Below are 21078 nucleotides of genomic sequence, written 5' to 3'. Positions count from 1 at the left end.
AACGGGTGCCCTGCCGGTACACCCTTCGCCAGAGGCTCCCCGCGCCGCCCTGCGCCCGTCACGCTTGATGCATGAGCCAACCATTCCGCACCGCCATGAGTCGTCTGCTGCCGACCCTGCTGCTACTGCTGACGGTGTTCGGTCCGATCTCGATGGACCTCTACCTTCCCGCGCTCCCTGCGCTCACCGCCGATCTCGGCGCGGCGACGTCCGTGGCACAGCTCACCGTGACCGCGTGCCTCGCGGGGCTAGCGCTCGGCCAGCTGATCGCCGGGCCGCTCTCCGATCGATACGGTCGCCGCGGCATCCTGCTCATCGGCATCGCGGCATACGTCGTCACCTCTGCACTGTGCGCGATCAGTCCGACGATCGAGCTCTTGATCGTGACGCGCCTCGTTCAGGGCATCGCAGGGGGTGTGGGCATCGTGATTGCGCAGGCCGCCGGTCGTGACGTGTATGTCGGCGGCGAGCTGCTCAGGTTCTACGGCAGACTCACCGTCATCGGCGGCCTGGCCGCCATCGTCGGTCCGGTTCTCGGCGGCGTGCTCACCGCCGTCACCGACTGGCGCGGGCTGTTCGTGCTTCTGGCGGCGATCGGTGTCGCGATCCTCGCCGTCACACTGGTCGTCTTCGGCGAGACCCTCCCGGTGGGACTGCGGAACCGGGGCGGACTCACCGAGGCCATGCGCTCGTACCGCACGCTGTTCTCCGACCGGGTCTTCCTCGGCGCGATTCTCAACCAGGGTTTTCTCTATGCCGCCCTGTTCGCCTATCTCTCCGGCGCCACCTTCGTGCTGCAAGACATCTACGGTCTGTCGCCGCAGGGATATGCCGTGGCGTTCGGTCTCAACTCCGCGGGCTTCATGACCTTCGGCTTCCTCGCCGCACGCGCCAGCGAGCGATGGAGTGTTCGCGGCACGCTCGCCGCAGGCATCCTCGTCGCGGGTCTCGGCGCGTTGGGGCTGCTCGCCTCCAGCATCGTGGCCACGCCGCTCTGGGTCGTGATCGTCTCGTTGTTCGCGCTCGCCGCAGGCGTGGCGATCTCCTCACCGCCGGCGACGGCTCTGGCACTTGCCGAGTACCCGCGGATGGCCGGTACGGCATCGTCGCTGCTCGGAGCGGTGCGCTTCGGCTTCGGCGGCATCTCTGCGCCCCTGGTGGGCGTCGCCGGATCCTTGAGCATCTTGCCACTCGGCATCGTCATGGTCGTGGCGGTCGCGCTCAGCGGGGTGGCCTTCGTGGCACTCGCTCGCGTGCCCGCCACCGCACGCCGGCCCGAGCAGGCCGAGGCCGCCGACGCGCGGCCCGTCGGGATGGATGCGGTCAGCCGATCGCTTCCGTGAGCTCGAACCAGCGCGTCTCGAGTGCCTCGGCCTCGTGCTCGAGCTCGGCGATCGCATCCGTTTTGGCGGTCAGCCCCTCGTAGTCCGATTGGTCGTGATCGGCGAGAGCCGTGCGCTCGGCGTCGATGCGTTCGGTCAGCTTCGCCAGACGCCGCTCGATCGAGGCAACCTCCTTCTGCGCGTCCCGCAGTGCCGCCCCCTGCAACCCCGACGGCTCCTCGGATGCCCCGCTCGAGCCGCGCGGAGCGTCGCGTCTGCCCGCTTCCGCCTTCTCCTGCAGGGTGCGCAGCCGCAGGTACTCGTCGACGCCGCCGGGCAGGTGCCGCAGCCGGTGGTCGAGGATGGCGTACTGCTGGTCGGTGACCCGCTCGATGAAGTACCTGTCGTGCGACACCACGATGAGCGTTCCAGGCCAGGAGTCGAGCAGGTCCTCGATGGCCGCGAGCATGTCGGTGTCGAGATCGTTGGTCGGCTCGTCGAGGATGAGCACGTTCGGCTGCCCAAGCAGGATGAGCAGCAGTTGCAGCCTGCGCTTCTGCCCGCCGGAGAGATCCTTGACGGGCGTGGACAGCTGCGCAGACGAGAAGCCCAGCCGCTCCAGCATCTGGCTCGGCGTCAGTTCCTGCGCCTTCGATCCGCTGCCGACCGTGTACGTGGTGCGCAGCCCACCGAGCACCACGCGCACGGGGTCGTCGAGGTGTTCGTCGAGTTCGTCCATCCGTTGGCTGAGCGAGGCGACCTTGACCGTCTTGCCGCGCTTCACGCGGCCGCTCGTGGGTTCGACAGTGCCGGCGATCAGGCCGAGCAGTGTGGACTTGCCGGCGCCGTTCACGCCGAGGATGCCCGTGCGCTCGCCGGGCGCGATGCGCCACTCGACGTCGCGCAGCACCTCGACGCTGTGCCCGTCGCTTCCGGTCGCGGTCGAGTCGCCGCTCGACTTGCCGCTCGCCTCTGCGTCCGCCGCCGGATACGTCATCGAGGCATCGACCAGGTCGACGACCTCCTTGCCGAGACGTGACACTGCGAGAGCCTTGAGCGAGACGGAGTCGCGGATGGGCGGCTCATCGGAGATGAGCACGTTCGCCGCGTCGATGCGGAACTTCGGCTTCGAGGTGCGCGCAGGCGCACCGCGACGCAACCATGCGAGCTCCTTGCGCGCCAGGTTCTGCCGCTTCGCCTCGGATGCGGCGGCCATGCGATCGCGTTCGACGCGCTGCAGGATATACGCCGCGTATCCGCCGTCGAACGGCTCGACGATGCGATCGTGCACCTCCCACGTGACTGTGCAGACCTCGTCGAGGAACCAGCGATCGTGCGTGACGACGAGCAGGCCGCCTGCGCTGGCCGGCCAGCGACGTTTCAGGTGCTCGGCGAGCCAGGTGATCGCCTCGACGTCGAGGTGGTTGGTGGGCTCGTCGAGCGCCAGCACGTCCCAGTCGCCGGTCAGCAGTGCCGCGAGCGCGACGCGGCGGCGCTGACCTCCGCTCAGGGAGCCGATGAGGGCATCCCACGGCAGGTCGCGAAGCAGACCGTCGATCACGTCTCGGATGCGCGCGTCGCCCGCCCACTCGTGCTCGGCAGTGTCGCCAACGAAGACCTGGGACACCGTGTGGGTCTCGTCGAGCACATCGCCCTGATCGAGCACGCCGATGCTCACGCCGCCGCGCACGGTCACCCTTCCGGCATCCGGTCGCCTGCGGCCGGAGAGCATCGCGAGCAGGCTGGACTTGCCGTCGCCGTTGCGGCCGACGATGCCGATGCGGTCGCCCTCGTTCACGCCGAGCGAGACGGAGTCGAAGACGACCTTGGTGGGGTACTCGAGATGAAGGGCCTCGGCCCCGAGAAGATGCGCCATGTCGCGATCAAGCCTAGGCAACGCGGCTGGGACTTCGAGCCGGCTGTGTCCAGCGCGAGCAGCATCCACTGTGACGCGCCCAGCCCGCTGCGGTCGGGATCAGGCGGCGCGCTCCGCCCTCGCCCGTGCCACCACTCGCCCTCGCGCGGACTCGGGGAAGGTCGACAGCAGGTGCCGCACCTGGTCGGCGTCGACATCCGCTCCGAACAGCTCGGTGTTCGGTTCCATGCGGATGCCCTCGGCGAGCGGTCCTGCGACGACGGTATCGAACCCGAGCGCGTCGACGATCGATGCGACGGCAGCGACGTCATCGTCGCGATCCCCGGCGACCGCGATGGCCTTGCGGCCTTGCGCTCCGCGCGGCCGGGTCTCCTCCTCGAGGTCGTGGTAGCCCATGTGGTTGAACGCCTTGACGACGCGCGACTCCGGCAGGAAGCGCTGAACGATCTCGCTCGTCGACGTGCGCGGATCGTTCAGGTCGTCCCTGATGCCGTCGACCTCCCACCAGTAGTTCATGGCATCGATCACGAGCTTGCTGCGCAGAGCTTCGACCGGCAGCGTCTCGTGACGGCCGAGAGGCAGGGCGAGGATGACCGCGTCGGCTTCGCTCGCCGCCTCCGCTGCGGTCACAGCGCGTGCCCCTGGCACGAGTACCTCGACGATCAGCGCGATCTTCGACGGATCGCCGGAGCCCGCGATCAGCACGTCGAAACCGGCGGTCACGGCCAGGCGGGCGAGAACGGTGCCGAGCTTGCCTGCGCCGAGGATGCCTATGGTGCGGATGCCCGCGCCCGCCGAACCTGCGTCCGTCGCGTTCGTCCCGCTCACGCCAACGCCTCCTCGGCCGGGTCCGCCAGGTGGCACGCTGACCGGTCCGACATGCGTACCCCTTCCTGGTGTCGGCGATTGGGAGCTATGCAATTCATGGTAACGACGTGACGCCCCAAGCGAGCGGCGGCAGATCCGGCGAAGGGAGCGAGGGGCCGATCAGGCGGCAATTCCCTCCGGCAGCCGCCGCATGCGCGTGAGCGGCGAGAACAGCACGATGGCGGTGGCGAGCAAGCCGAGCGCGCAACCGAGCCACATGGTCGGAACCACGCCGATCCAGCCGCCGAGCAGGCCGGTCACGACACCGCTGATCGGGATGACGCCCCACACCACGAAACGAATCGACGCGTTCATGCGGCCGAGCAGGGGAGGAGGGCAGATGCGTTGCCTGAACGACAGCTGCGCCACGTTGTACACGACCACGGCGAACACGAAGAAGAAGTCGCCGCCGACGAGCAGTGGAATGGCAGCGGCGCGTAGCACGGCCGCAAGAGGTACGAGGAACGAGGCCACTGCGATCGTGAGCGCCGCGACCACGATGATGCGGCCCTCGCCGATCCAGCGGGAAAACGATGCTGAACTCACTGCGCCGAGGATGCCTCCGACCGCGCCGACCGCCGCCATCGCACCGTAGACGGCGGGCGACAGTCCGAGCTCGCGTAGCACGAAGAGCGACAGGAGCGTGGTGACGAAGCCCTCGAACAGGTTCGACGCCGCCGTCATCATCGTGATCCGTCGCAGCAGCGGATTGCCGAAGACGAACCGAACGCCCTCCGCGATGTCGCGCACGAGTGACGAGTGCTCCGTCTTGTCGTGCTTGGGTTCGGCATCCCTGATGGAGGCGACGAACGCGAATGAGAACAGGTACCCGATCGAGGTGGCAAGCACGACGAGCGGCGCGGGCATGAGCGCGAGCAGGCCACCGGATGCCGCCGGGCCACCTACGCGAGCCACCTGCGCACTCGTCTCCAGACCGGAATTCGCGGCCGTCACATGCCGTGACTCGACCAGCCTCGGCACGTAGCTCTGGTAGGTGACATCGAAGAACACCGTCGCGCCGCCGACGACGGCACCGACGACGTAGAGGTACCAGATCTGCAGCACTCCGAGCCACCACAGAAGCGGAATGGATGCCAGCACGAGCGCGCGCACGACGTCGGCCGTCATCATGACGCGGCGCTTGCGCATCCGATCCACCCAGGCGCCGACCGGGAGACCGATCACGAGGAACGCGAGCGTCTCGGCAGCACTGAGCAGACCGACCTCCTGCGCCGTGGCATCCAGCACCAGAACGGCGAGCACGGGAATGGCGAACGTTCCGACCTGCTCACCCGCCTGGCTGAGCGTCTCGCCCATCCACAGCCGCAAGAACGACCGATTGCGCCAGACAGAGGTCGCACGGGCGGACGCGTCCGTCGCGGGTGCGGCCTCCTCGGCTGCGACGCCGTCCCCTGCGGCTGGATCGGTGCTGTCCGGCATCCGCTCACTCTAACCGCGCGCAAACCCGGCAACGGTCGGCGCCGCCTGTGGCCGATCTACCTGCGCGAGAACGCCTCAGTGCCGAGAACCGAGAGCAGGCGAAGCTTCTGTTCGGCCTCGCTGCCAGGCGCCGCGGTCAGCACAAGCAGCGCTTGACCCTGGTCTTCCGTGAAGAGCACCTGGCAGTCCAGCTCGACGGGACCGACCTCCCGATGCACGAGCACCTTGTGGTCCTGGAACCGTGTCGCAACCTCGTGCCTGTCCCACAGCCGCGTGAACTCGGGGCTCACCCGCTGCAGCTCCCGCACGAGCTCTCCGGCCCGCGACTTCGCACCCATTGCGCCGTACGCGACGCGCAGGTTGGCGACCAGTGCTCGGCTCTGCCTGTCTCTGTCGTCTGCCGGGTAGAGCATCCGTTCGGTCTCCGGATGCTTGAACCAGCGGTACACGTCGCTGCGCTCCCAGCCGGCCAGGCTTGTGCGGTCGCCGAACAGGGCATCCGCCATGCGGTTCTGCACCAGCGTCTCGCCCAGGTTCGAGATGACGAGGGCCGGGGAATCGTCGAGACGGTCCAGCACGCGAAGCAGCGCGGGTGCAACGTGCGCGGCAGAGGAGAGCTGATCGGGGATGCCGTGGCCGGCCATGCGGTAGAGATAGTCGCGTTCGTCGCGGCTGAGCCGCAAGGCCCTGGCGAGGGATGCGAGCAGTTGTTCGCTCGGCTGCGGCCCGCGCTCCTGCTCGAGCCTCGTGTAGTAGTCCGTCGACATCGCGGCGAGCTGGGCCACTTCCTCGCGGCGTAGCCCCGGCGTGCGGCGGCGTTGACCCTCGGGCAGACCCACGTCGCGAGGTTGCAGCCTCGCCCGTCTGCTCCGCAGGAACTCGGCGAGGGCTGCGGCATCCATGTCTCCATCTTGACGGCAGGTCGCTTCTGCAACCAGGGATTCGCGATCCCCCGATGAGCGATCCCTTCCGCCGGTCGTGCACCGCGCAAAAACTGAATGCATGCAGATCACCGGAAACACCGTCTTCATCCCAGGCGCCACCAGCGGCATCGGCCTCGCCCTCGCCATCGCTCTCCACGAGCGGGGCAACAACGTCATCGTCGGCGGGCGCAGAGTCGAGCTGCTCGAGCGCATCCGCTCCGAGCACGCGGGCATCGACACGGTCGAGATCGACACGGCGGACCCGCAGAGCATCGCCGTTGCGGCCGAGAAGGTGCTCGCAGCGCACCCCGACCTGAACGTGCTCATCGCCATGGCCGGAATCATGCGTGCCGAGGACTGGCACACGCCCGGCGGCTTCCTCGCCAGCGCCGAGGCCACCGTTACGACCAACCTGCTCGGCCCGATCCGTCTGATCGGCGCGTTCATCGAGCACCTGCAGACCAGGAAGGATGCCGTCATCATGACCGTGTCGTCCGGGCTCGCGTTCGTGCCGCTCAAGGTCACGCCTAGCTACAACGCGACCAAGGCCGCCATCCATCAGCTGACTGAGACCCTTCGTCTGCAGCTGGCCGACACCGGCGTGCAGCTCATCGAACTCGTGCCGCCAGCCGTGCGCACCTCTCTCATGCCAGGGCAGGAGGCGAGCGAGTTCGCCATGCCGCTCGAGGAGTTCGTGTCCGAGGTCGTGCAGCTCATCGAGGACGAGCCGGATGCCAGGGAGATCCAGGTGCAGCAGGTCAAGTTCCTGCGATATGCGGAGGTGCGAGGCGACTACGACTCGGTGGTCGCCACGGTCAATCAGCTCGACCCGCACGCCAACCCCGACGCCGCGTAGCCTCAGTCGGTCGGTCCTATCAGGTAGCGATAGGTCGCCGCCGGCCTGAACCCCAGCCGGTCGTACAGGCGGGTGGCGACGACGTTAGACGACAGCACCTGCAGCCAGACCGCGGTCACGCCGCGCTCCGCCCCGTGCCCGAGCAGGGACGCGATGACGGCACGTGCGTGGCCGCGGCCGCGCACGTCCGCACGGGTGGCGAGCGTGTAGAGGCCGCCCCACGTCACGCCGTTCTGCTCGACGAGCGCGAGGCGTCCAACGGATGCCGTGCCGCGGTCATCCCGCACCGTCGCGTACAGCGCGGGCCCACCGGTGAGGATGCGACTGGCCACCTCGAGCTCCGCCTCGCCGCCGCGCCCGTCGACGGACCACCACAGGTCGAGCCACTCTTCGTCCGGCGTCTCTCGCACCACCGCGGAGACGGAGTCTGGGCGCCCGTCCCCCGAGTCGCGATCCTGCGCGGCCGTCAGAGCGCCTGCGACGGCGCTCGCCTCGGCGGCCAGGACGAGGGTCTCGTTTCTCGCCTGGTACCTCCGAGCGAGGAGCATGGTGAGGAGCTCCTCATCGTCGTCTGCCAGCTGGAACAGCGCTGGCAGCCCACGTTCCGCGTACCAGCGCTCGACCTCGGAGACCGTCTCCTGCGCCCGCATGACAGGGCCGGACGGATACACCGAGTTCGCCCGTTGCGTCACCCCGTGCGAGTATCGCGCGATCCATCCGCTCGTATCTCCGTCGCCACCCATGGCGTGACGCTGTAGAGCCGGCCATCCGGCGTCGGCGAGCGCGGCGTAGTCGGCCGAGACGAGCGGGTCGGATGTCTGACGTGGCGGCATCCGAACACGTTAGCGGCCGACGTCGCCGCGTTGCACAGGCAACGAATGCCTGGCAGGGTGACCGACGGAACGAGAGGGGTGGAAGGTGCGGATCAGCGAGGAGCAGACGCAGGTTTCAAACGCGGGCGGCGCCACACCACCGGACGCCCGTTCGCCGACACCTCGGCTCTTCCCCTGGTGGGCGGGACTTCTCGTCGGCATCGCGGCTGGCGTCGTCGGCCTGCTGCCGTGGATGGTCAGCGGCATGCGCCTGCCCCTGCAGAATCTGTGGACGACAGACACCATGCCGGACCGGATGCCGGTGGCCCTTCTTCCGCTGAGCCAATACGCCGTGACCGCCATCCTTGCGCTCCTGGCGATAGGGCCTGCTGCCGCCGGCATCGTCGTGCGGGCAACGCGCCGACGCTGGACCGAGCCTTCGCTCTGGGCGCTTGTCGCGGGCGCGCTCCTCGTGCAGCTGATCGCCACGGTTCAGGCTGTCGTGGTGGTCTACGGTGGGCTCCAGGTTCGCCTCGAGTCAGCGCTGTACAGCGTTGCGCTTGCGCTTGTCGCGCTCGTCGGCATCCTGTTCGGAGCGGTCGAGCTCGTTCTGATCTCCCGCGCCCCGCGGGCGGGAGTGCTCATCGCCTTCGTGCTCGCCGCGCCGCTGGCCGCACAGTGGCTGGCCTTGCTCATCGCACCGCATAGCTCGGGGATCCTCGTCGGCGGCGCCGCGGCCGATGCGACGCGGTGGCTGCCTGCTCTGCTGGTGGGGGCGGCGATCGCATGGTGCGGCATCGGTACGATCGGGCGCATCGTCGCCGGCCTCGTGAGCCTCCTATTGCTGTGGATCCTTCCCGTGCTGATCACCGCCGTCACGGCAGCCGTCGGCACCCGCGTGCTCGCGAGGCAGCCAGACGAGATGATCGCGTACGCCGCCACCGTTTTCCGCGCGGCGACGGTCTCGGGGGAGAGCATCCCGCCGGTCATCCTCTGCCTCGTGGTCGCTGTGCTCGGCCTCGTGCTGCGTCAGCCGATAGCGCGATTGGTATCCGGCCGACGCGGGTGATACCGTCTCACCCATGAGAACCCGCTGGTATGCGTATTTCGCGTTGGCTCTGGAGGAGCCGACGGTCGTCAAGCGCTGACCAGCACCTTCTCCAGAGCCAACGGGCAGGATCATTGCGATCCTGCCTTTCGTCATTAACCGGCGGGTTGGCACTGGATGCGCCAAGGCCTCTCGCCGAAAGCGAGAGGACCACCATGAACACCGCATCCACTCCGAGTACGGCATCGGCACCGACCTCGGCACCTAGCACGTCGTCCACGCCGAACACGTCCAACACCCGAGTCGCGGGCCTCGAGGCCTTGCCGACGCCCGCCGAGATCCGGGCCGAGCTGCCGCTGGGGCAGGCGGCTGCAGAGTTGGTGGCGCGAAGCAGGGGCGAGATCGAGGCAGTGCTGCGCGGTGACGACCCTCGGCTGCTCGTCGTGGTCGGACCGTGCTCGGTTCACGACCCGGATGCCGCTCTCGACTACGCGCGCCGGCTCGCCGTCGTCGCGCATGAGCACCGCGACGACCTGCTCGTCGTGATGCGGGTCTACTTCGAGAAGCCGCGTTCGACCGGCGGCTGGAAAGGACTCATCAACGACCCGTACCTCGACGGCACGCACCGCGTCGCGGAGGGGCTTCGCATGGCCCGTCGGCTGCTCGTCGACATCCTCGAGCTTGGCCTGCCGGTCGGCTGCGAGTTCCTCGAGCCGACGAGTCCGCAGTACATCGCGGATGCCGTCAGCTGGGGAGCCATCGGCGCCCGCACCACCGAGAGCCAGATCCACCGCCAGCTCGCGAGCGGTCTCTCCATGCCCATCGGGTTCAAGAACGCCACGGATGGCGACGTGCAGGTGGCCGTTGACGGCTGCACCGTTGCGGCGCAGCGGCACGTGTTCTTCGGCGTCGACGACGACGGCCGAGCGGCGCTCGTGTCCACGAGCGGCAACGACGCGGGCCACGTCATCCTGCGCGGCGGTCGCGGCGCACCCAACTACGACTCCGCGAGCGTTGCAGATGCCGCAGCGCTGCTCTCGCGGGCCGGCCTCACGCCTCGCGTGGTGGTCGACGCCAGTCACGGCAACAGCGGCAAGAGCCACGTGCGGCAGGCATCCGTCTTGCGCGAGCTCGCGGAGCAGATCACCTCGGGCGACCCCATCGCAGGAGTCATGGCAGAAAGCTTCCTGGTGCCGGGCAACCAGCCGCTCACCGAGGCCGGCCGCGGCGCGCTCGTGTACGGGCAGAGCATCACGGATGCCTGCATCGGCTGGGACGACACTGCGTCGCTCCTCGACGTGCTCGCGCATGCCGCACGCGCACGGGCGGAGCGATCCGCACCTGCGCGAATCGGCCGGTGACGACGGGAAGTCGTATCGCGCCGCTGAAGCCACCGGCATTCCCAACGTCTTGAGCAACCGGTAACGTACGCCGCATGCCCACCTCCGCTGCCGTCACTCTTCGTGCGCGAACCGACGCCGACCTGGACATGCTGTTCGCGCTCGCGTCCGAGCTCGAGACGTGGGAGGAGCAGGGTCCGTCGTCGCCGGTGCCGCTCACACGTAGCGCCTTCGAGGCTCGCCTGGGGCGGAGTGCCGACGCGGGCGGGCGCACCGTGCAGTTCGTGATCGACGCGGACGGCGAAGCCGTGGGCAGCGCGTCGTTGTTCGGGTTCGACGAACTCGCTCGCCACGCGGAGGTCGGCATCGCGCTGGCTCCGGGAGCGCGCGGCAACGGAATCGGCACCGAGGCGATCTCGCAGCTTGTCGAGTTCGCTTTCGTGCGCTGCAACCTGCGTCGTGTGCACCTCGAGGCGATCGCTTCGAACCTCGGCGCGCTGCGAGCCTACGAGAAGGCCGGCTTCGTGATCGAGGGTCGGCAGCGCGAGCACGCTTGGGTGCGGGGGCGGTACGAAGACAACGTGCTGATGGGCATACTCCGGTCGGAGTGGGCAGCTCGCCGAGGCCACGGCGAATAAGCGTCTCAGGCCGTCTTGGCCGTTCCGTTCTTCGGACAGCAACTCACGATCGAGCTCGGCGTCGGCCTCGTGGTCGCGCTCGAGTCCTAGCCGCCGGCGTTCTCGCGGCGTAGGGAGACGACATCCCCGACGACGACCACTGCAGGGGGCTGCACGTCTGCCAGGGCGGCGACCGCAGCGATCGTGCCCAGGGTTCCGATCGTCACGCGTTGCCGTGGGCCGAAGCCATCCTCGATGATCGCGACCGGGGTAGACGTCGGCCGCCTGTCGGTCGTGAGTGCGGCGGCGCTGGCAGCCAGACCGCCGATGCCCATGAGCAGCACCACGGTGTGGTCGCTCCCGCCAGGCACGACGTCGAGGTCTTCGTGGCCGGTGAGCACCGTGAAGCCGTTGGCCACTCCGCGGGCGGTCACCGGGATGCCCGCCGCGGCCGGCACCGCGACCGCGCTCGTGACGCCGGGAACGACCTCGACCGTGATGCCCGCCGCCTGGCACGCCTCGACCTCTTCGTGCCCTCTGCCGAACACGAAGGGGTCACCGCCCTTCAGCCGCACGACTCGCCGCCCCGCGAGGGCGTGCTCCACGATGATGCGGTTGATCTCCTTCTGCGGCACGGGATGATGCCCAGGATGCTTGCCGGCATCGACCACCTCGACATCGTCGTCCAGTTCGTCGAGCAGCGACCTGGGCCCGAGCCGGTCAGCGACGACCACCTGGGCGTCGTGCAGCAGCTCCAGCCCGCGCAATGTGATGAGTCCCGCGTCGCCCGGTCCGCCGCCGATGAGTGCGACGGATCCGGTCAGCGCACCTCCCGTCACAGGGGACTCCCCGTGGAGCCGATCCGCTGACCCGCGCTGCGTGCGAGACCGCGTCGGCGTGCCATCCGGCGCTCGATCGGTGCGAACACGAGCAGCTCGACGACGATGCCGATGGCGAGGATGCCGACGATCGTCACGATCACGCCGGGCAGGTCGGCGAGTTGCCTGCTCTGATCGAGCAGCGTGCCGAGGCCGAAGCCCATCGTGCCGCCGGTGGTGATGATCTCCGCCGCCATGAGGGACCGCCACGAGAACGCCCAGCCCTGCTTGAGGCCTCCCACGTACCCGGGCAGCGCGGCGGGAAGGACGACCAGCGTGGCCTGCTGCCAGCGGGATGCGCCGAGCACCGTGCCCACGCGGCGGAACTGGGGCGGAACCTGGTCGACGCCGGACAGCAGACCGTTCACGATCGACGGTGTAGCGCCCATCAGAACGACGAAGTACGCCGTGGCGTCGGAGAGCCCGAACCAGAGGATGGCGGCAGGCACCCACGCGACGGACGGCAGCACCTGGAGTCCGGAGATGAGCGGGCCGAGCGCCCGGCGCAGCAGCGGCACTTCCGACAGCAGCAGGCCGAGCGGCGTCCCGACCGCCACGGCGATGAGGAAGCCCAGCACGCCGCGTTCGAGGCTCGTGAGCATCGCCTGGCCGAATCGCCCGGACGACCACAGGTCGCTGAACGATTGGGCGACCGCCACGGGGCTCGGCACGATGTCGGGCCGCGGGTGAGCGATCAGAACGTAGAGCTGCCAGGCCGCGACGAGCACGGCGAGAAGTGCGATCGGCAGCAGCACGCTGCTCGTCACCCGGCGCCACGAGCGTGCCGGGCGCTGCTCCTGGGCCTGCAGGGAGTCCAGTCCCGCCTCTACCTCGGCCAGGGCGTAGCGATCTGCGCCGTGCAGCGGCCGCATGCTGAGGGCCTGCTCGTCGACCTCAAGCGACATGGCGCACCAGCTCTCCGCGCAACCGCTCCGTGATCTCCGCGGCCAGGCGTGCGGCATCCGCGCCGTCGGCCCCGGTGTGCAGGTCGTCGTCGACGAGCCACTCGCTGGCGACCCTGCCGGGCCGCGATGACAGCAGCACGACGCGCTCACCCAATCGAATCGCTTCGCGCACGTTATGCGTGACGAACACGATCGTGCGGCCGGTCTCGCGCCAGATGCGCTCCAGCTGGTCGTGCAGGATGTCGCGCGTGATGGCATCCAGCGCCGCGAACGGCTCGTCCATGAGCAGAACGTCGCGGTCTTGTGCGAGTGCCCTGGCGAGGGCGACACGCTGCCGCATACCGCCCGAGAGCTCGTGCGGACGCTTCGCCGCCGCGTCGGCCAGGTTGACGAGCTCGAGGAGTTCGAGCGCACGGGTGACACGCTCACCGGCAGGCACGCCGCCGAGCCGGAGCGCGAGCTCTACGTTGCGCTGCGCCGTGAGCCACGGAAAGAGCGCCGAGTCCTGGAACATGACAGCGGTGCGCCCGCTTGGCACGCTCACCGTGCCGGACGTGGGCTGTTCGAGCCCGGCGATGATGTTGAGCAGTGTCGACTTGCCGCACCCGGATGCCCCGAGCAGGCACACGAACTCGCCGCGCGCCACCTGCAGCTCGATGCCGTCGAGCACGAGCGGTTGTCCGGCCCCGAAGCGCTTCGTGAGGCCGTCGATGCTGATGGCGGGCGGTGCGGTCGTCATTTCACTCCGAGCCCGTCGGGGGAGATCGCGGGCTTCTTCGCGGCCGTCAGCAGCGTGTTGAGAGCGGTGAGGTCGAAGATGCCGTGCAGGTCGGCCGATTTCGTCAGGCCGAGCTTGACCGCGTGGCTCTGCAGCAGCGCGAACGTCGAGGCGACCGGGTCGAGGCTGAACGTCACCTGCCCGAGCGCTCTGGTCAGCTCGGTGTTGTCGAGACTCGCCCCGCTGTCGGCGACGAGCTTGGCGTTGATGGATGTCGCGGCATCCGCCTTCGAGTGCGAGTTCAGCCAGTCGACAGATGCCGCGTGACCCTTGAGCAGGGCGCTCACCGTCGGCCCGTGCGCGTCGATGAAGGTCTGATTGGCGACCAGCACCGTGGTTGGGAACCTGCCGCCTGTCCACTGCGATGTCTCGTTGACGAGCACGTGCGCGCCGCCCTCGATGACGAGCCGCGAGACCCACGGCTCCGGCAGCCACGCGCCGTCGATCTTGCCCTGCTTGAACAGCGCGAGGGTCTGGGCGTTGTCCGTCGGCGTGATGGTGACGTCGCCCCCGCCTGTGAGCGAGGTGGTGAACCCCTGCTTGGCGAGCCAGGTACGCAGAGCGACGTCTTGCGTGTTGCCCAGCTGGGGCGTTGCGAGCGTCTTGCCCTTCAGCTGCGATGCCTTCGTGATGCCCTTCGCCACGACGAGCGCGGCGCCGCCGTTCGTGGCTCCCGCGATGATGCGGATCGACTCTCCGCCACTGGAGGCGAAGGAGTTGATGGCGGGACTCGGCCCGATGAATGCAGCGTCGATCGCGCCGGCGCTCAGGGCCTCGACGGCAGCCGGACCGGCGTTGAAGATCTCCGTCGTGATCGAGGTGGAACCCAGGCTCTTCTTGAGGATGCCCTGCTGCAGCCCGACCAGCGCCGGTGCGTGCGTGACATTGTCGAAGTATCCGAGCCTGAGCTTCGTGGCCGCAGTGCCCTTGACTGCGGCTTTCCCGGCGGAGGCGGTCGGTGCGGCGTCAGCAGCGGAGCATCCGGCGAGCGTCCCGACCACCGCCGCGCCCATGGCGGCGACGGCGAGCTGTGAGAAGGCACGTCGTGAGAGCTGTGAAGTCATGCTGCTGTCCTCGTGTCGGTGGTGCTCGGTTCGTTCGTGACGATCCCCGCCGCGAGGGTGGCGCCGTCCTGCGGGTGGATCACGACGAATGCGCCTGCTCTGCGGTGCACGGAGTAGGGGAGAAGGGGAAGCGCCGACGCGAGCCTCAGCCGAGCGCTGCCGATGTCGTTCACCTCGAGGCGCTCGGCGGACTCGAGTTCGAGCGTTTCGAGATCGCGGCGGCCTTCGAGCGAGGCGACGATGGCCTGCACGGTCGAGGTTCCGTACTTCACGAGCACGCGTGCTCCAGGCTGGAGCGGGCGCGGGTCGAGCCAGAACAGCGACGCGGTCAGCTCCGGCACGAGCAACGGCTCGTCTCCTGCTGCGACGATGACGCTGCCTCGCGCCGCGTCGATCTCGTCCGCGAGTCGGAGCGCTATCGACTGGGAGGCGACAGCCGTCTCGAGACTGCGCCCCGCGATGTCGATCGCGGTCACCCGGGTGCGGATGCCCGCGGGCAGCACAGTGACCTCGTCGCCCACCCGGACGGAACCGGACGCCACCTGCCCCGCGAACGCGCGGTAGTCGTGGAAGGCATCCGCGTCGAGCCCGGGTGCCAGTGCACCCTGCGGACGGATGACGGTCTGCACCGGCAACCGGAACGGCGCCAGCGTGTTCTCCACCTCGTCGATCACCTCGAGGCTCTCGAGCAGCTGGAGCAGCGGAAGGCCGTCGTACCAAGGTGTGCTGGGCGACTTGTTCACCACGTTGTCGCCTTCGAGCGCCGACACCGGAACGACGATGACGTCCTCGAGGCCGAGGCTGGATGCTACCGCGAGCACGTCGCGCTCCACGGCACGGAACACGGACTCGTCGTAGCCGACCAAGTCGATCTTGTTGACGGCGACCACCAGGTGCGGAACGCGCAGCAGCTGCACGACGGAGAGGTGCCGACGGGTCTGCTCCAGCACACCCTTGCGCACGTCGATCAGCACGACGACGGCATCCGCCGTGGTGGAGCCGGTGACCATGTTGCGCGTGTACTGCACGTGCCCGGGGCAGTCGGCGAGGATGAAGCTTCGCCTGTCGGTTGCGAAGTAGCGGTAGGCGACGTCGATGGTGATGCCCTGCTCCCGCTCGGCCCGCAGGCCGTCCGTGAGCAGAGCAAGGTCGACGCGTTCGCCGCCGCCGAAGCCGCGCTCCTGGCTCACGCGGGCGATGGCATCCCACTGGTCGGCGAGGATCGACTTGGAGTCGTGCAGCAGGCGACCCACGAGCGTCGACTTGCCGTCGTCGACCGAGCCGGCCGTGGCGAAACGGAACAGTGCGCGCATCAGAAGTACCCGTCCTTCTTGCGGTCTTCCATGCCGGCCTCGCTGATGCGGTCGTCTGCTCGGGTCGCACCGCGCTCCGTCAGCGTCGATGCCGCGACCTCACGCACGACGGATGCCACGTCTGAGGCGTCCGATTCGACAGCGCCCGTGCACGACATGTCGCCAACGGTCCGGTAGCGCACCGTGCGCACCTCGACGGCCTCGGTGTCGCGCGGCGGAGACACCGGCGATACGGCGCGCCACATGCCGTCGCGGCAATAGACCTCACGCTCGTGCGCGAAGTAGAGGGTCGGCAGCTCGATGTTCTCGCGCTCGATGTAGCGCCACACGTCGAGCTCCGACCAGTTACTGATCGGGAACGCGCGAACGTGCTGGCCAGGCGTGTGCCTGCCGTTGTAGAGGTTCCAGAGCTCAGGTCGCTGGTTGCGCGGGTCCCACTGACCGAACTCGTCCCGCAGCGACAGGATGCGTTCCTTGGCTCGCGCCTTGTCTTCGTCGCGCCGCCCGCCGCCGAAGACCGCGTCGTGCCTGTTGTCACGGATGGCGTCGAGCAGCGGAACCGTCTGCAGCGGGTTGCGGGTGCCGTCTGCGCGCTCGAACAGGCGGCCGTCGTCGATGTAGTCCTGCACGTTCGCGACCTCGAGCGTGAGCCCGAGGCGGGCGACCGTCGCGTCGCGGAACTCGAGCACCTCGGGGAAGTTGTGGCCCGTGTCCACGTGCAACACGGGGAACGGGATGCGCGCCGGCCAGAACGCCTTGGCGGCAAGGTGCAGCATGACCACGGAGTCCTTGCCGCCCGAGAACAGCATGACCGGCCGGTCGAACTCGGCCACCACCTCGCGGATGATGTGGATCGCCTCGTTCTCCAGCACGTCGAGCGCGCTGTCGACGCCGGATGCGGGAACGAGATTCACCGCGCTCGGCTCTGTGGTGGCGGGCGCTGTGGTGGCGGGCGCCGGCGTGGCCGGCGCTGGCGTAGCCGGCTCCGTCGCGGTCAGCTCTGTCGCGGTCATAGGTGGATCCCGCATTCCGTCTTCGCGAGTCCGGCCCAGCGGCCTGACCGCGGATCCTCACCAGGGGCGACGGGCTTCGTGCACGGCTCGCAGCCGATCGACGGGTACCCGTTGGAGAGCAGCAGATTGAGCGGCACCGAGTGCTCTCCCGCGTAATCGAGCAGCTCGTCGAAGGTCCACGCAGCGAGCGGGTTCACCTTGATCAGCCCGTGCCGCTCGTCGAAGTCGATGAGCGGTGTGTTCGTGCGCGTCGGAGACTCGTCCCTGCGAACACCCGTGAACCAGAGCTCGTAGCCGGAGAGCGCCTTCGCAAGCGGCGCCACCTTGCGCAGCTGGCAGCACAGTCCAGGGTCGCGGGCGAAGAGGTCTTTGCCGTGCGCGGCATCCTGCTGTGCAACGGTCTGCTCCGGCAGCACGTCCACCAGGCGCACGTCGAGCGTTCTGGCGACCTCGTCTCGAGTGATGCGGGTCTCGAGAAAGTGGTATCCCGTGTCGAGGAACAGCACGTCGACACCGGGCAGCGACTGCGCAACGACATGCGGCAGCACCGCGTCGGCCATGGAGCAGGCCACCGCCGCGGCTCCGACGGGCACGTTCTCGGCCACCCAGGCGACCACGTCTGCCGCGGATGCCTCGTGCTCGGTGAGCGACCCGAGTTCGGCCGCGCCACGCTCGGCGAGCGCCCGTAGCTCGGGCTCCTCGCGCTTGGCCACGCGTACACCCGTGGTCGGTGCGATCTCTGACGTCATCGCAGTGCCTCCTCGTCGGCCGACAACGCCCATTCGGCGAAGGTCTGATCGTCGGCCCGTTCGCCGACCCAGCGTCTGGTGATGCGCTCGACGTAGTCCACGAGGTCCTCTGAGGTGACCTTGAGTCCGCGAACGGTTCTGCCGAGACCCGCTTCCTCACGGGTGTCGGAGGCGAGCCCGCCGCCCAGGTGCACCTGGAACCCGGGCGCCTGAACGCCGTGCTCGTCGGTGATGAGCTGCCCCTTCAGGCCGATGTCTGCGGTCTGGATACGCGCGCACGAGTTGGGGCATCCGTTGATGTGCAGGCTGATCGGGTGCGGGAGTTCGAGACCGGCGAGCCGTCCCTCGAGCGCCGCGATGGCATCCGTCGCGGTGTCTTTGGTGTCGACGATGGCCAGCTTGCAGTACTCCAGACCCGTGCAGGCGATGGTCGAGCGCCGGAACGGGCTCGGCCTGGCGGACAGTCCGAGCTCATCAAGCCGCGCGATGAGTGGCTCGACCTGGTCCCCGGCCACGTCGAGCACCACGAGCTTCTGGTGCGGCGTCGTGCGTAGCCGGTGCGAGCCGTGCGCCTCGAGGGCGTCGGCCAGTGCCACGAGGGTGGTGCCTGAGAGCCGGCCGACCGTGGGTGCGACGCCGATGTAGTGATTGCCGTCCTTCTGCCAGTGCACGCCGACGTGGTCGCCGGGACCTGCCGGCTTGGGAGCAGCCGGCCCGTCGGCGAGCTCGAACCCGAGATACTCGCGCTCGAGCACCTCGCGGAACTTCTGCGGACCCCAGTCGGCCAGCAGGAACTTCAGCCGGGCCTTGTTCCGCAGCCTGCGGTAGCCGTAGTCGCGGAAGATCGAGGTGACGCCCTCCCAGACATCTGCCGCCTGCTCCTCGGTGACGAACGCGCCGAGGCGCTCGCCGAGTCTTGGCGTGGTCGACAGTGCGCCGCCGACCCAGAGGTCGTAACCGGGCCCGAGTTGCGGGTGCACGACGCCGACGAAGGCGATGTCGTTGATCTCGTGCACGACATCCTGGCTCGGATGCCCGGTGATGGCCGTCTTGTACTTGCGCGGCAGGTTGGAGAACTCCGGGTTCCCGATGTAACGACGCGAGATCTCGTCGATCACGGGTGTTGGGTCGATGATCTCGTCCGCCGCGATGCCGGCGACCGGGCTGCCGAGGATGACGCGCGGCACGTCGCCGCACGCCTCGGTCGTGCGCAGGCCGACGGCCTCCAGCCGGCGCCAGATCTCCGGCACCGATTCGATCTCCACCCAGTGCAGCTGGATGTTCTGCCTGTCTGTGAGGTCGGCCGAGTCGCGACCGAACTCACGCGAGATCTCGCCGACGACCCGCAACTGCTGCGTCGTCAGGGCGCCTCCGTCGATGCGCACACGCATCATGAAATAGCGGTCCTCGAGCTCCTCGGGTTCGAGCGTCGCAGTACGCCCGCCATCGATGCCCGGTTTGCGCTGGGTGTAGAGGCCCCACCAGCGGAAGCGGCCGTGCAGGTCGCCCGAGTCGATGCTGTCGAAACCGCCCTTGGCGTAGACGGTCTCGATGCGATCGCGCACGTTGAGGCCGTCGTCGGCCTGCTTGAGCTCCTCGTTGCCGTTCAGCGGCGCGCGACCGTCGACCTTCCACTGCCCGTTCGGCACACCGGTGCGTGGCGGACGCACAAGCCTGGCCGGGCGCGATTCCACTGACGTCATGCTCACCTCGCTGATGGATGCCCCGAAAGCAGACGAAGGGGCGAGACGGATGTCGCGTTCACGCTACGTTTCGCCGGCCGGGCATCGCGATGCCGACGCAACAGCCGTACACACGGCGTCACATTTCGTGACGTGGTTGCGCTTGGCGCACTTAGGGGTTTTGCACGACGGCCGAGGCTCGGTCGACGACGATGTCGACCAGCTGCTGCGGCGTGGAGTCCGGAGTCAACAGGGGTGCGGCAACGTGGTCGGCACCGGCGCGGCGCACGAGGTCGAGGAAGTACCCCGGCGCCAGCAGGTAGGTGGCGGTGAAGACGGGCACGTCGGGGGCTGCGTCTCGCGCCTGCGCGACCGCGTCGGCCAGCGACGGCGTTGCGGCCGACAGGAAGCCGACCGTGACGGGCGTCGAAAGGTGGGTGGCGAGCATCCTGCCTGTGGCAAGGCAGTCGTCGACGGCACGCTGGTCGCTCGAACCGGCGGCGGCGAGCACGACGCCGGCGCCCGCCCGGTAGCCGGCCTCGGCCAGGCGCAGGGCGAGCACCTCGACCAGGCGCTCGTCGGGGCCGAGCGCCGCGCAGACCTGCGCCGGCACGGGGGAGGAGTCCGCCGTCTCGGCGAGATCCACGAAGACGTGGTACCCAGCCGACAGCAGCAGCGGCACGATCACGGCCCGCTCGGTGTTTGGCGCTTGCGCGATCGCGGTCGAGACATCCGGCTGCTCGACGTCGACGTGGCATCCGACGACGCGCAGCGGAAGGGATGCCGCCACCTGCTCAACGAGACGGCGTACGGCCACCTGACCGTCGAGGGATGAGGTGCCGTGCGATGCGGCGAAGACGGTTGCGGTCATGGCGATCCGCTCGATGCTACACGCGCATGGTGCGCACGGGAGGCTCGTGGCCGCGAACCTGCAGGTGCAGCCGCTCCATGGTCGCGTCGAGGTGGGCTGCGGTCTCGGCCGCCTCGGTGAGGCCGTCGATCAGATGCTGGGGAACCTGCGCGTCGTACTTGTAGTAGGTCTTGTGCTCCAGGCTCGCCCAGAAGTCCATGGCGATGGTGCGGAACTGCACCTCGACGCGCACCTGCTCTGGGCCGCCGGAGAGGAACACGGGAACCTCGAGGATGACGTGAAGGCTGCGGTACCCGTTCGGCTTCGGATGCTCGATGTAGTCCTTCACCAGGAGCACGGTGATGTCGTCTTGCGACGTCAGCAGCTCGACGATGCGATACACATCGCTGACGAAGCTGCAGATCACGCGAACGCCAGCGATGTCCGACAGACCTTCCTTGATGGCCTCGAGATCGAGGTCGATGCCCTTGCGTGCGGCCTTCTCGAGCACGCCCTCCATGGTCTTCACCCGACACGAGATGCTCTCGATCGGGTTGTAGCCCGCCGTCAGGTTGAACTCGTCGCGCAGGATGTTGAGCTTCGTCTCGACCTCGGAGAGCCCGAATCGGTAGCGCATCAGGAATCGCTCGACCTCGTCGCGCAGGGCGGTGAGATCGGAGAGCGTTCCGCTGTCCGCCTGCTCGAGCAGCTCCAGGGTGCGCGGGCTGAGCAGCGGCCGCGGGGA

At 68.7% G+C, this 21078-nt stretch carries 19 protein-coding genes and 1 pseudogene; 5 read left to right on the top strand and 15 right to left on the bottom strand.

Features of this window, described 5'->3' with window-relative positions; all coding sequences use genetic code 11:
* The first annotated feature begins 71 nt into the window (after positions 1–71).
* Positions 72–1343 (top strand): multidrug effflux MFS transporter, encoded by a 1272-nt coding sequence (locus tag ACO2Q7_RS05130; RefSeq protein WP_423354541.1) that lies wholly within the window; start codon positions 72–74, stop codon positions 1341–1343.
* On the opposite strand, the gene ACO2Q7_RS05125 is transcribed toward ACO2Q7_RS05130, so the two are convergent.
* The 4 genes from ACO2Q7_RS05125 to ACO2Q7_RS05110 all read right to left on the bottom strand — a co-directional run bounded on the left by ACO2Q7_RS05125 (position 1324) and on the right by ACO2Q7_RS05110 (position 6407).
* Positions 1324–3198 carry an ABC-F family ATP-binding cassette domain-containing protein gene (locus tag ACO2Q7_RS05125; RefSeq protein ID WP_423354540.1) on the bottom strand — a complete coding sequence of 625 codons (1875 nt, stop codon included), beginning with the start codon at positions 3196–3198 and terminating at the stop codon, positions 1324–1326. The two genes, ACO2Q7_RS05130 and ACO2Q7_RS05125, sit on opposite strands and share 20 nt — an antisense overlap.
* Before the next feature lie 99 nt (positions 3199–3297).
* The gene (locus ACO2Q7_RS05120; RefSeq protein ID WP_423354539.1) at positions 3298–4026 is read right to left on the bottom strand and encodes an NADPH-dependent F420 reductase; all 729 of its coding nucleotides are present in this window, start codon (positions 4024–4026) and stop codon (positions 3298–3300) included.
* Between the two features lie 159 nt (positions 4027–4185).
* Positions 4186–5505 (bottom strand): MFS transporter, encoded by a 1320-nt coding sequence (locus ACO2Q7_RS05115; RefSeq protein WP_423354538.1) that lies wholly within the window; start codon positions 5503–5505, stop codon positions 4186–4188.
* A gap of 56 nt (positions 5506–5561) precedes the next feature.
* Positions 5562–6407: a helix-turn-helix transcriptional regulator gene (locus ACO2Q7_RS05110; RefSeq protein WP_423354537.1), complete on the bottom strand. Its 846-nt coding sequence runs from the start codon at positions 6405–6407 to the stop codon at positions 5562–5564.
* A gap of 100 nt (positions 6408–6507) precedes the next feature.
* On the opposite strand from ACO2Q7_RS05110, the gene ACO2Q7_RS05105 reads away from it, so the two are divergent.
* Entirely contained in the window at positions 6508–7284 is a 777-nt protein-coding gene (locus ACO2Q7_RS05105) for an SDR family oxidoreductase (RefSeq protein ID WP_423354536.1), read from the top strand.
* Positions 7285–7286: 2 nt separating this feature from the next.
* On the opposite strand, the gene ACO2Q7_RS05100 is transcribed toward ACO2Q7_RS05105, so the two are convergent.
* Positions 7287–8117 (bottom strand): GNAT family N-acetyltransferase, encoded by an 831-nt coding sequence (locus ACO2Q7_RS05100; protein ID WP_423354535.1) that lies wholly within the window; start codon positions 8115–8117, stop codon positions 7287–7289.
* Between the two features lie 85 nt (positions 8118–8202).
* Here ACO2Q7_RS05100 and ACO2Q7_RS05095 point away from each other — a divergent pair, with 85 nt between their 5' ends.
* From ACO2Q7_RS05095 to ACO2Q7_RS05085, 3 genes are all read left to right on the top strand, one after another.
* A complete protein-coding gene (locus ACO2Q7_RS05095; RefSeq protein WP_423354534.1) occupies positions 8203–9165 on the top strand; it encodes a hypothetical protein in 963 nt (320 codons plus the stop codon).
* A 194-nt stretch (positions 9166–9359) separates the two neighbouring features.
* A complete protein-coding gene (locus ACO2Q7_RS05090) occupies positions 9360–10505 on the top strand; it encodes a 3-deoxy-7-phosphoheptulonate synthase (RefSeq protein ID WP_423354533.1) in 1146 nt (381 codons plus the stop codon).
* Between the two features lie 74 nt (positions 10506–10579).
* Positions 10580–11122 carry a GNAT family N-acetyltransferase gene (locus ACO2Q7_RS05085; RefSeq protein ID WP_423354532.1) on the top strand — a complete coding sequence of 181 codons (543 nt, stop codon included), beginning with the start codon at positions 10580–10582 and terminating at the stop codon, positions 11120–11122.
* A gap of 86 nt (positions 11123–11208) precedes the next feature.
* Here ACO2Q7_RS05085 and cobA read toward each other — a convergent pair.
* The 10 genes and pseudogenes from cobA to ACO2Q7_RS05035 all read right to left on the bottom strand — a co-directional run.
* Positions 11209–11919 (bottom strand): annotated as a pseudogene (gene cobA, locus ACO2Q7_RS05080) (uroporphyrinogen-III C-methyltransferase); the annotation flags it as partial.
* A gap of 17 nt (positions 11920–11936) precedes the next feature.
* On the bottom strand, positions 11937–12851 hold the full coding sequence (locus ACO2Q7_RS05075; RefSeq protein WP_423355967.1) for an ABC transporter permease: 915 nt from the start codon (positions 12849–12851) through the stop codon (positions 11937–11939).
* A 22-nt stretch (positions 12852–12873) separates the two neighbouring features.
* Positions 12874–13623 carry an ABC transporter ATP-binding protein gene (locus ACO2Q7_RS05070; RefSeq protein WP_423354531.1) on the bottom strand — a complete coding sequence of 250 codons (750 nt, stop codon included), beginning with the start codon at positions 13621–13623 and terminating at the stop codon, positions 12874–12876.
* Positions 13620–14726, bottom strand: a complete 1107-nt coding sequence (locus tag ACO2Q7_RS05065; protein ID WP_423354530.1) for an ABC transporter substrate-binding protein — start codon at positions 14724–14726, stop codon at positions 13620–13622. Before ACO2Q7_RS05065 ends, ACO2Q7_RS05070 begins: the two co-directional genes overlap by 4 nt.
* Positions 14723–16039 (bottom strand): sulfate adenylyltransferase subunit 1, encoded by a 1317-nt coding sequence (locus ACO2Q7_RS05060; protein WP_423354529.1) that lies wholly within the window; start codon positions 16037–16039, stop codon positions 14723–14725. Before ACO2Q7_RS05060 ends, ACO2Q7_RS05065 begins: the two co-directional genes overlap by 4 nt.
* Entirely contained in the window at positions 16039–17052 is a 1014-nt protein-coding gene (gene cysD, locus ACO2Q7_RS05055) for a sulfate adenylyltransferase subunit CysD (protein WP_423354528.1), read from the bottom strand. The genes ACO2Q7_RS05060 and cysD overlap by 1 nt, the downstream gene beginning before the upstream one ends.
* Complete coding sequence (locus tag ACO2Q7_RS05050) at positions 17049–17801, bottom strand: phosphoadenylyl-sulfate reductase (RefSeq protein ID WP_423354527.1); 753 nt, start codon at positions 17799–17801, stop codon at positions 17049–17051. Before ACO2Q7_RS05050 ends, cysD begins: the two co-directional genes overlap by 4 nt.
* Positions 17798–19504 (bottom strand): nitrite/sulfite reductase, encoded by a 1707-nt coding sequence (locus tag ACO2Q7_RS05045; RefSeq protein WP_423354526.1) that lies wholly within the window; start codon positions 19502–19504, stop codon positions 17798–17800. Before ACO2Q7_RS05045 ends, ACO2Q7_RS05050 begins: the two co-directional genes overlap by 4 nt.
* Before the next feature lie 151 nt (positions 19505–19655).
* Complete coding sequence (locus tag ACO2Q7_RS05040; RefSeq protein WP_423354525.1) at positions 19656–20354, bottom strand: sirohydrochlorin chelatase; 699 nt, start codon at positions 20352–20354, stop codon at positions 19656–19658.
* Positions 20355–20370: 16 nt separating this feature from the next.
* Positions 20371–21066, bottom strand: coding sequence for a GTP pyrophosphokinase (locus tag ACO2Q7_RS05035; protein WP_423355966.1), 696 nt, complete (start codon positions 21064–21066; stop codon positions 20371–20373).
* Positions 21067–21078: the final 12 nt, after the last annotated feature.

The sequence above is a fragment of the Rathayibacter sp. KR2-224 genome, assembly GCF_049446075.1.
In the GTDB taxonomy this organism is placed as follows: domain Bacteria; phylum Actinomycetota; class Actinomycetes; order Actinomycetales; family Microbacteriaceae; genus Humibacter.
Note: the sequence above shows the minus strand (reverse complement) of the source record. Positions and strands in the feature narration are given on the sequence as shown.

Bases quoted from the DNA above. Each gene is read 5' to 3' on its own strand.
- ACO2Q7_RS05130 (WP_423354541.1), top strand. From the start codon at position 72: ATGAGCCAACCATTCCGCACCGCCATGAGTCGTCTGCTGCCGACCCTG.
- ACO2Q7_RS05125 (WP_423354540.1), bottom strand. From the start codon at position 3,198: ATGGCGCATCTTCTCGGGGCCGAGGCCCTTCATCTCGAGTACCCCACC.
- ACO2Q7_RS05115 (WP_423354538.1), bottom strand. From the start codon at position 5,505: ATGCCGGACAGCACCGATCCAGCCGCAGGGGACGGCGTCGCAGCCGAG.
- ACO2Q7_RS05110 (WP_423354537.1), bottom strand. From the start codon at position 6,407: ATGGATGCCGCAGCCCTCGCCGAGTTCCTGCGGAGCAGACGGGCGAGG.
- ACO2Q7_RS05105 (WP_423354536.1), top strand. From the start codon at position 6,508: ATGCAGATCACCGGAAACACCGTCTTCATCCCAGGCGCCACCAGCGGC.
- ACO2Q7_RS05100 (WP_423354535.1), bottom strand. From the start codon at position 8,117: ATGCCGCCACGTCAGACATCCGACCCGCTCGTCTCGGCCGACTACGCC.
- ACO2Q7_RS05090 (WP_423354533.1), top strand. From the start codon at position 9,360: ATGAACACCGCATCCACTCCGAGTACGGCATCGGCACCGACCTCGGCA.
- ACO2Q7_RS05085 (WP_423354532.1), top strand. From the start codon at position 10,580: ATGCCCACCTCCGCTGCCGTCACTCTTCGTGCGCGAACCGACGCCGAC.
- ACO2Q7_RS05075 (WP_423355967.1), bottom strand. From the start codon at position 12,851: ATGCGGCCGCTGCACGGCGCAGATCGCTACGCCCTGGCCGAGGTAGAG.
- ACO2Q7_RS05070 (WP_423354531.1), bottom strand. From the start codon at position 13,623: ATGACGACCGCACCGCCCGCCATCAGCATCGACGGCCTCACGAAGCGC.
- ACO2Q7_RS05065 (WP_423354530.1), bottom strand. From the start codon at position 14,726: ATGACTTCACAGCTCTCACGACGTGCCTTCTCACAGCTCGCCGTCGCC.
- ACO2Q7_RS05060 (WP_423354529.1), bottom strand. From the start codon at position 16,039: ATGCGCGCACTGTTCCGTTTCGCCACGGCCGGCTCGGTCGACGACGGC.
- cysD (WP_423354528.1), bottom strand. From the start codon at position 17,052: ATGACCGCGACAGAGCTGACCGCGACGGAGCCGGCTACGCCAGCGCCG.
- ACO2Q7_RS05050 (WP_423354527.1), bottom strand. From the start codon at position 17,801: ATGACGTCAGAGATCGCACCGACCACGGGTGTACGCGTGGCCAAGCGC.
- ACO2Q7_RS05045 (WP_423354526.1), bottom strand. From the start codon at position 19,504: ATGACGTCAGTGGAATCGCGCCCGGCCAGGCTTGTGCGTCCGCCACGC.
- ACO2Q7_RS05040 (WP_423354525.1), bottom strand. From the start codon at position 20,354: ATGACCGCAACCGTCTTCGCCGCATCGCACGGCACCTCATCCCTCGAC.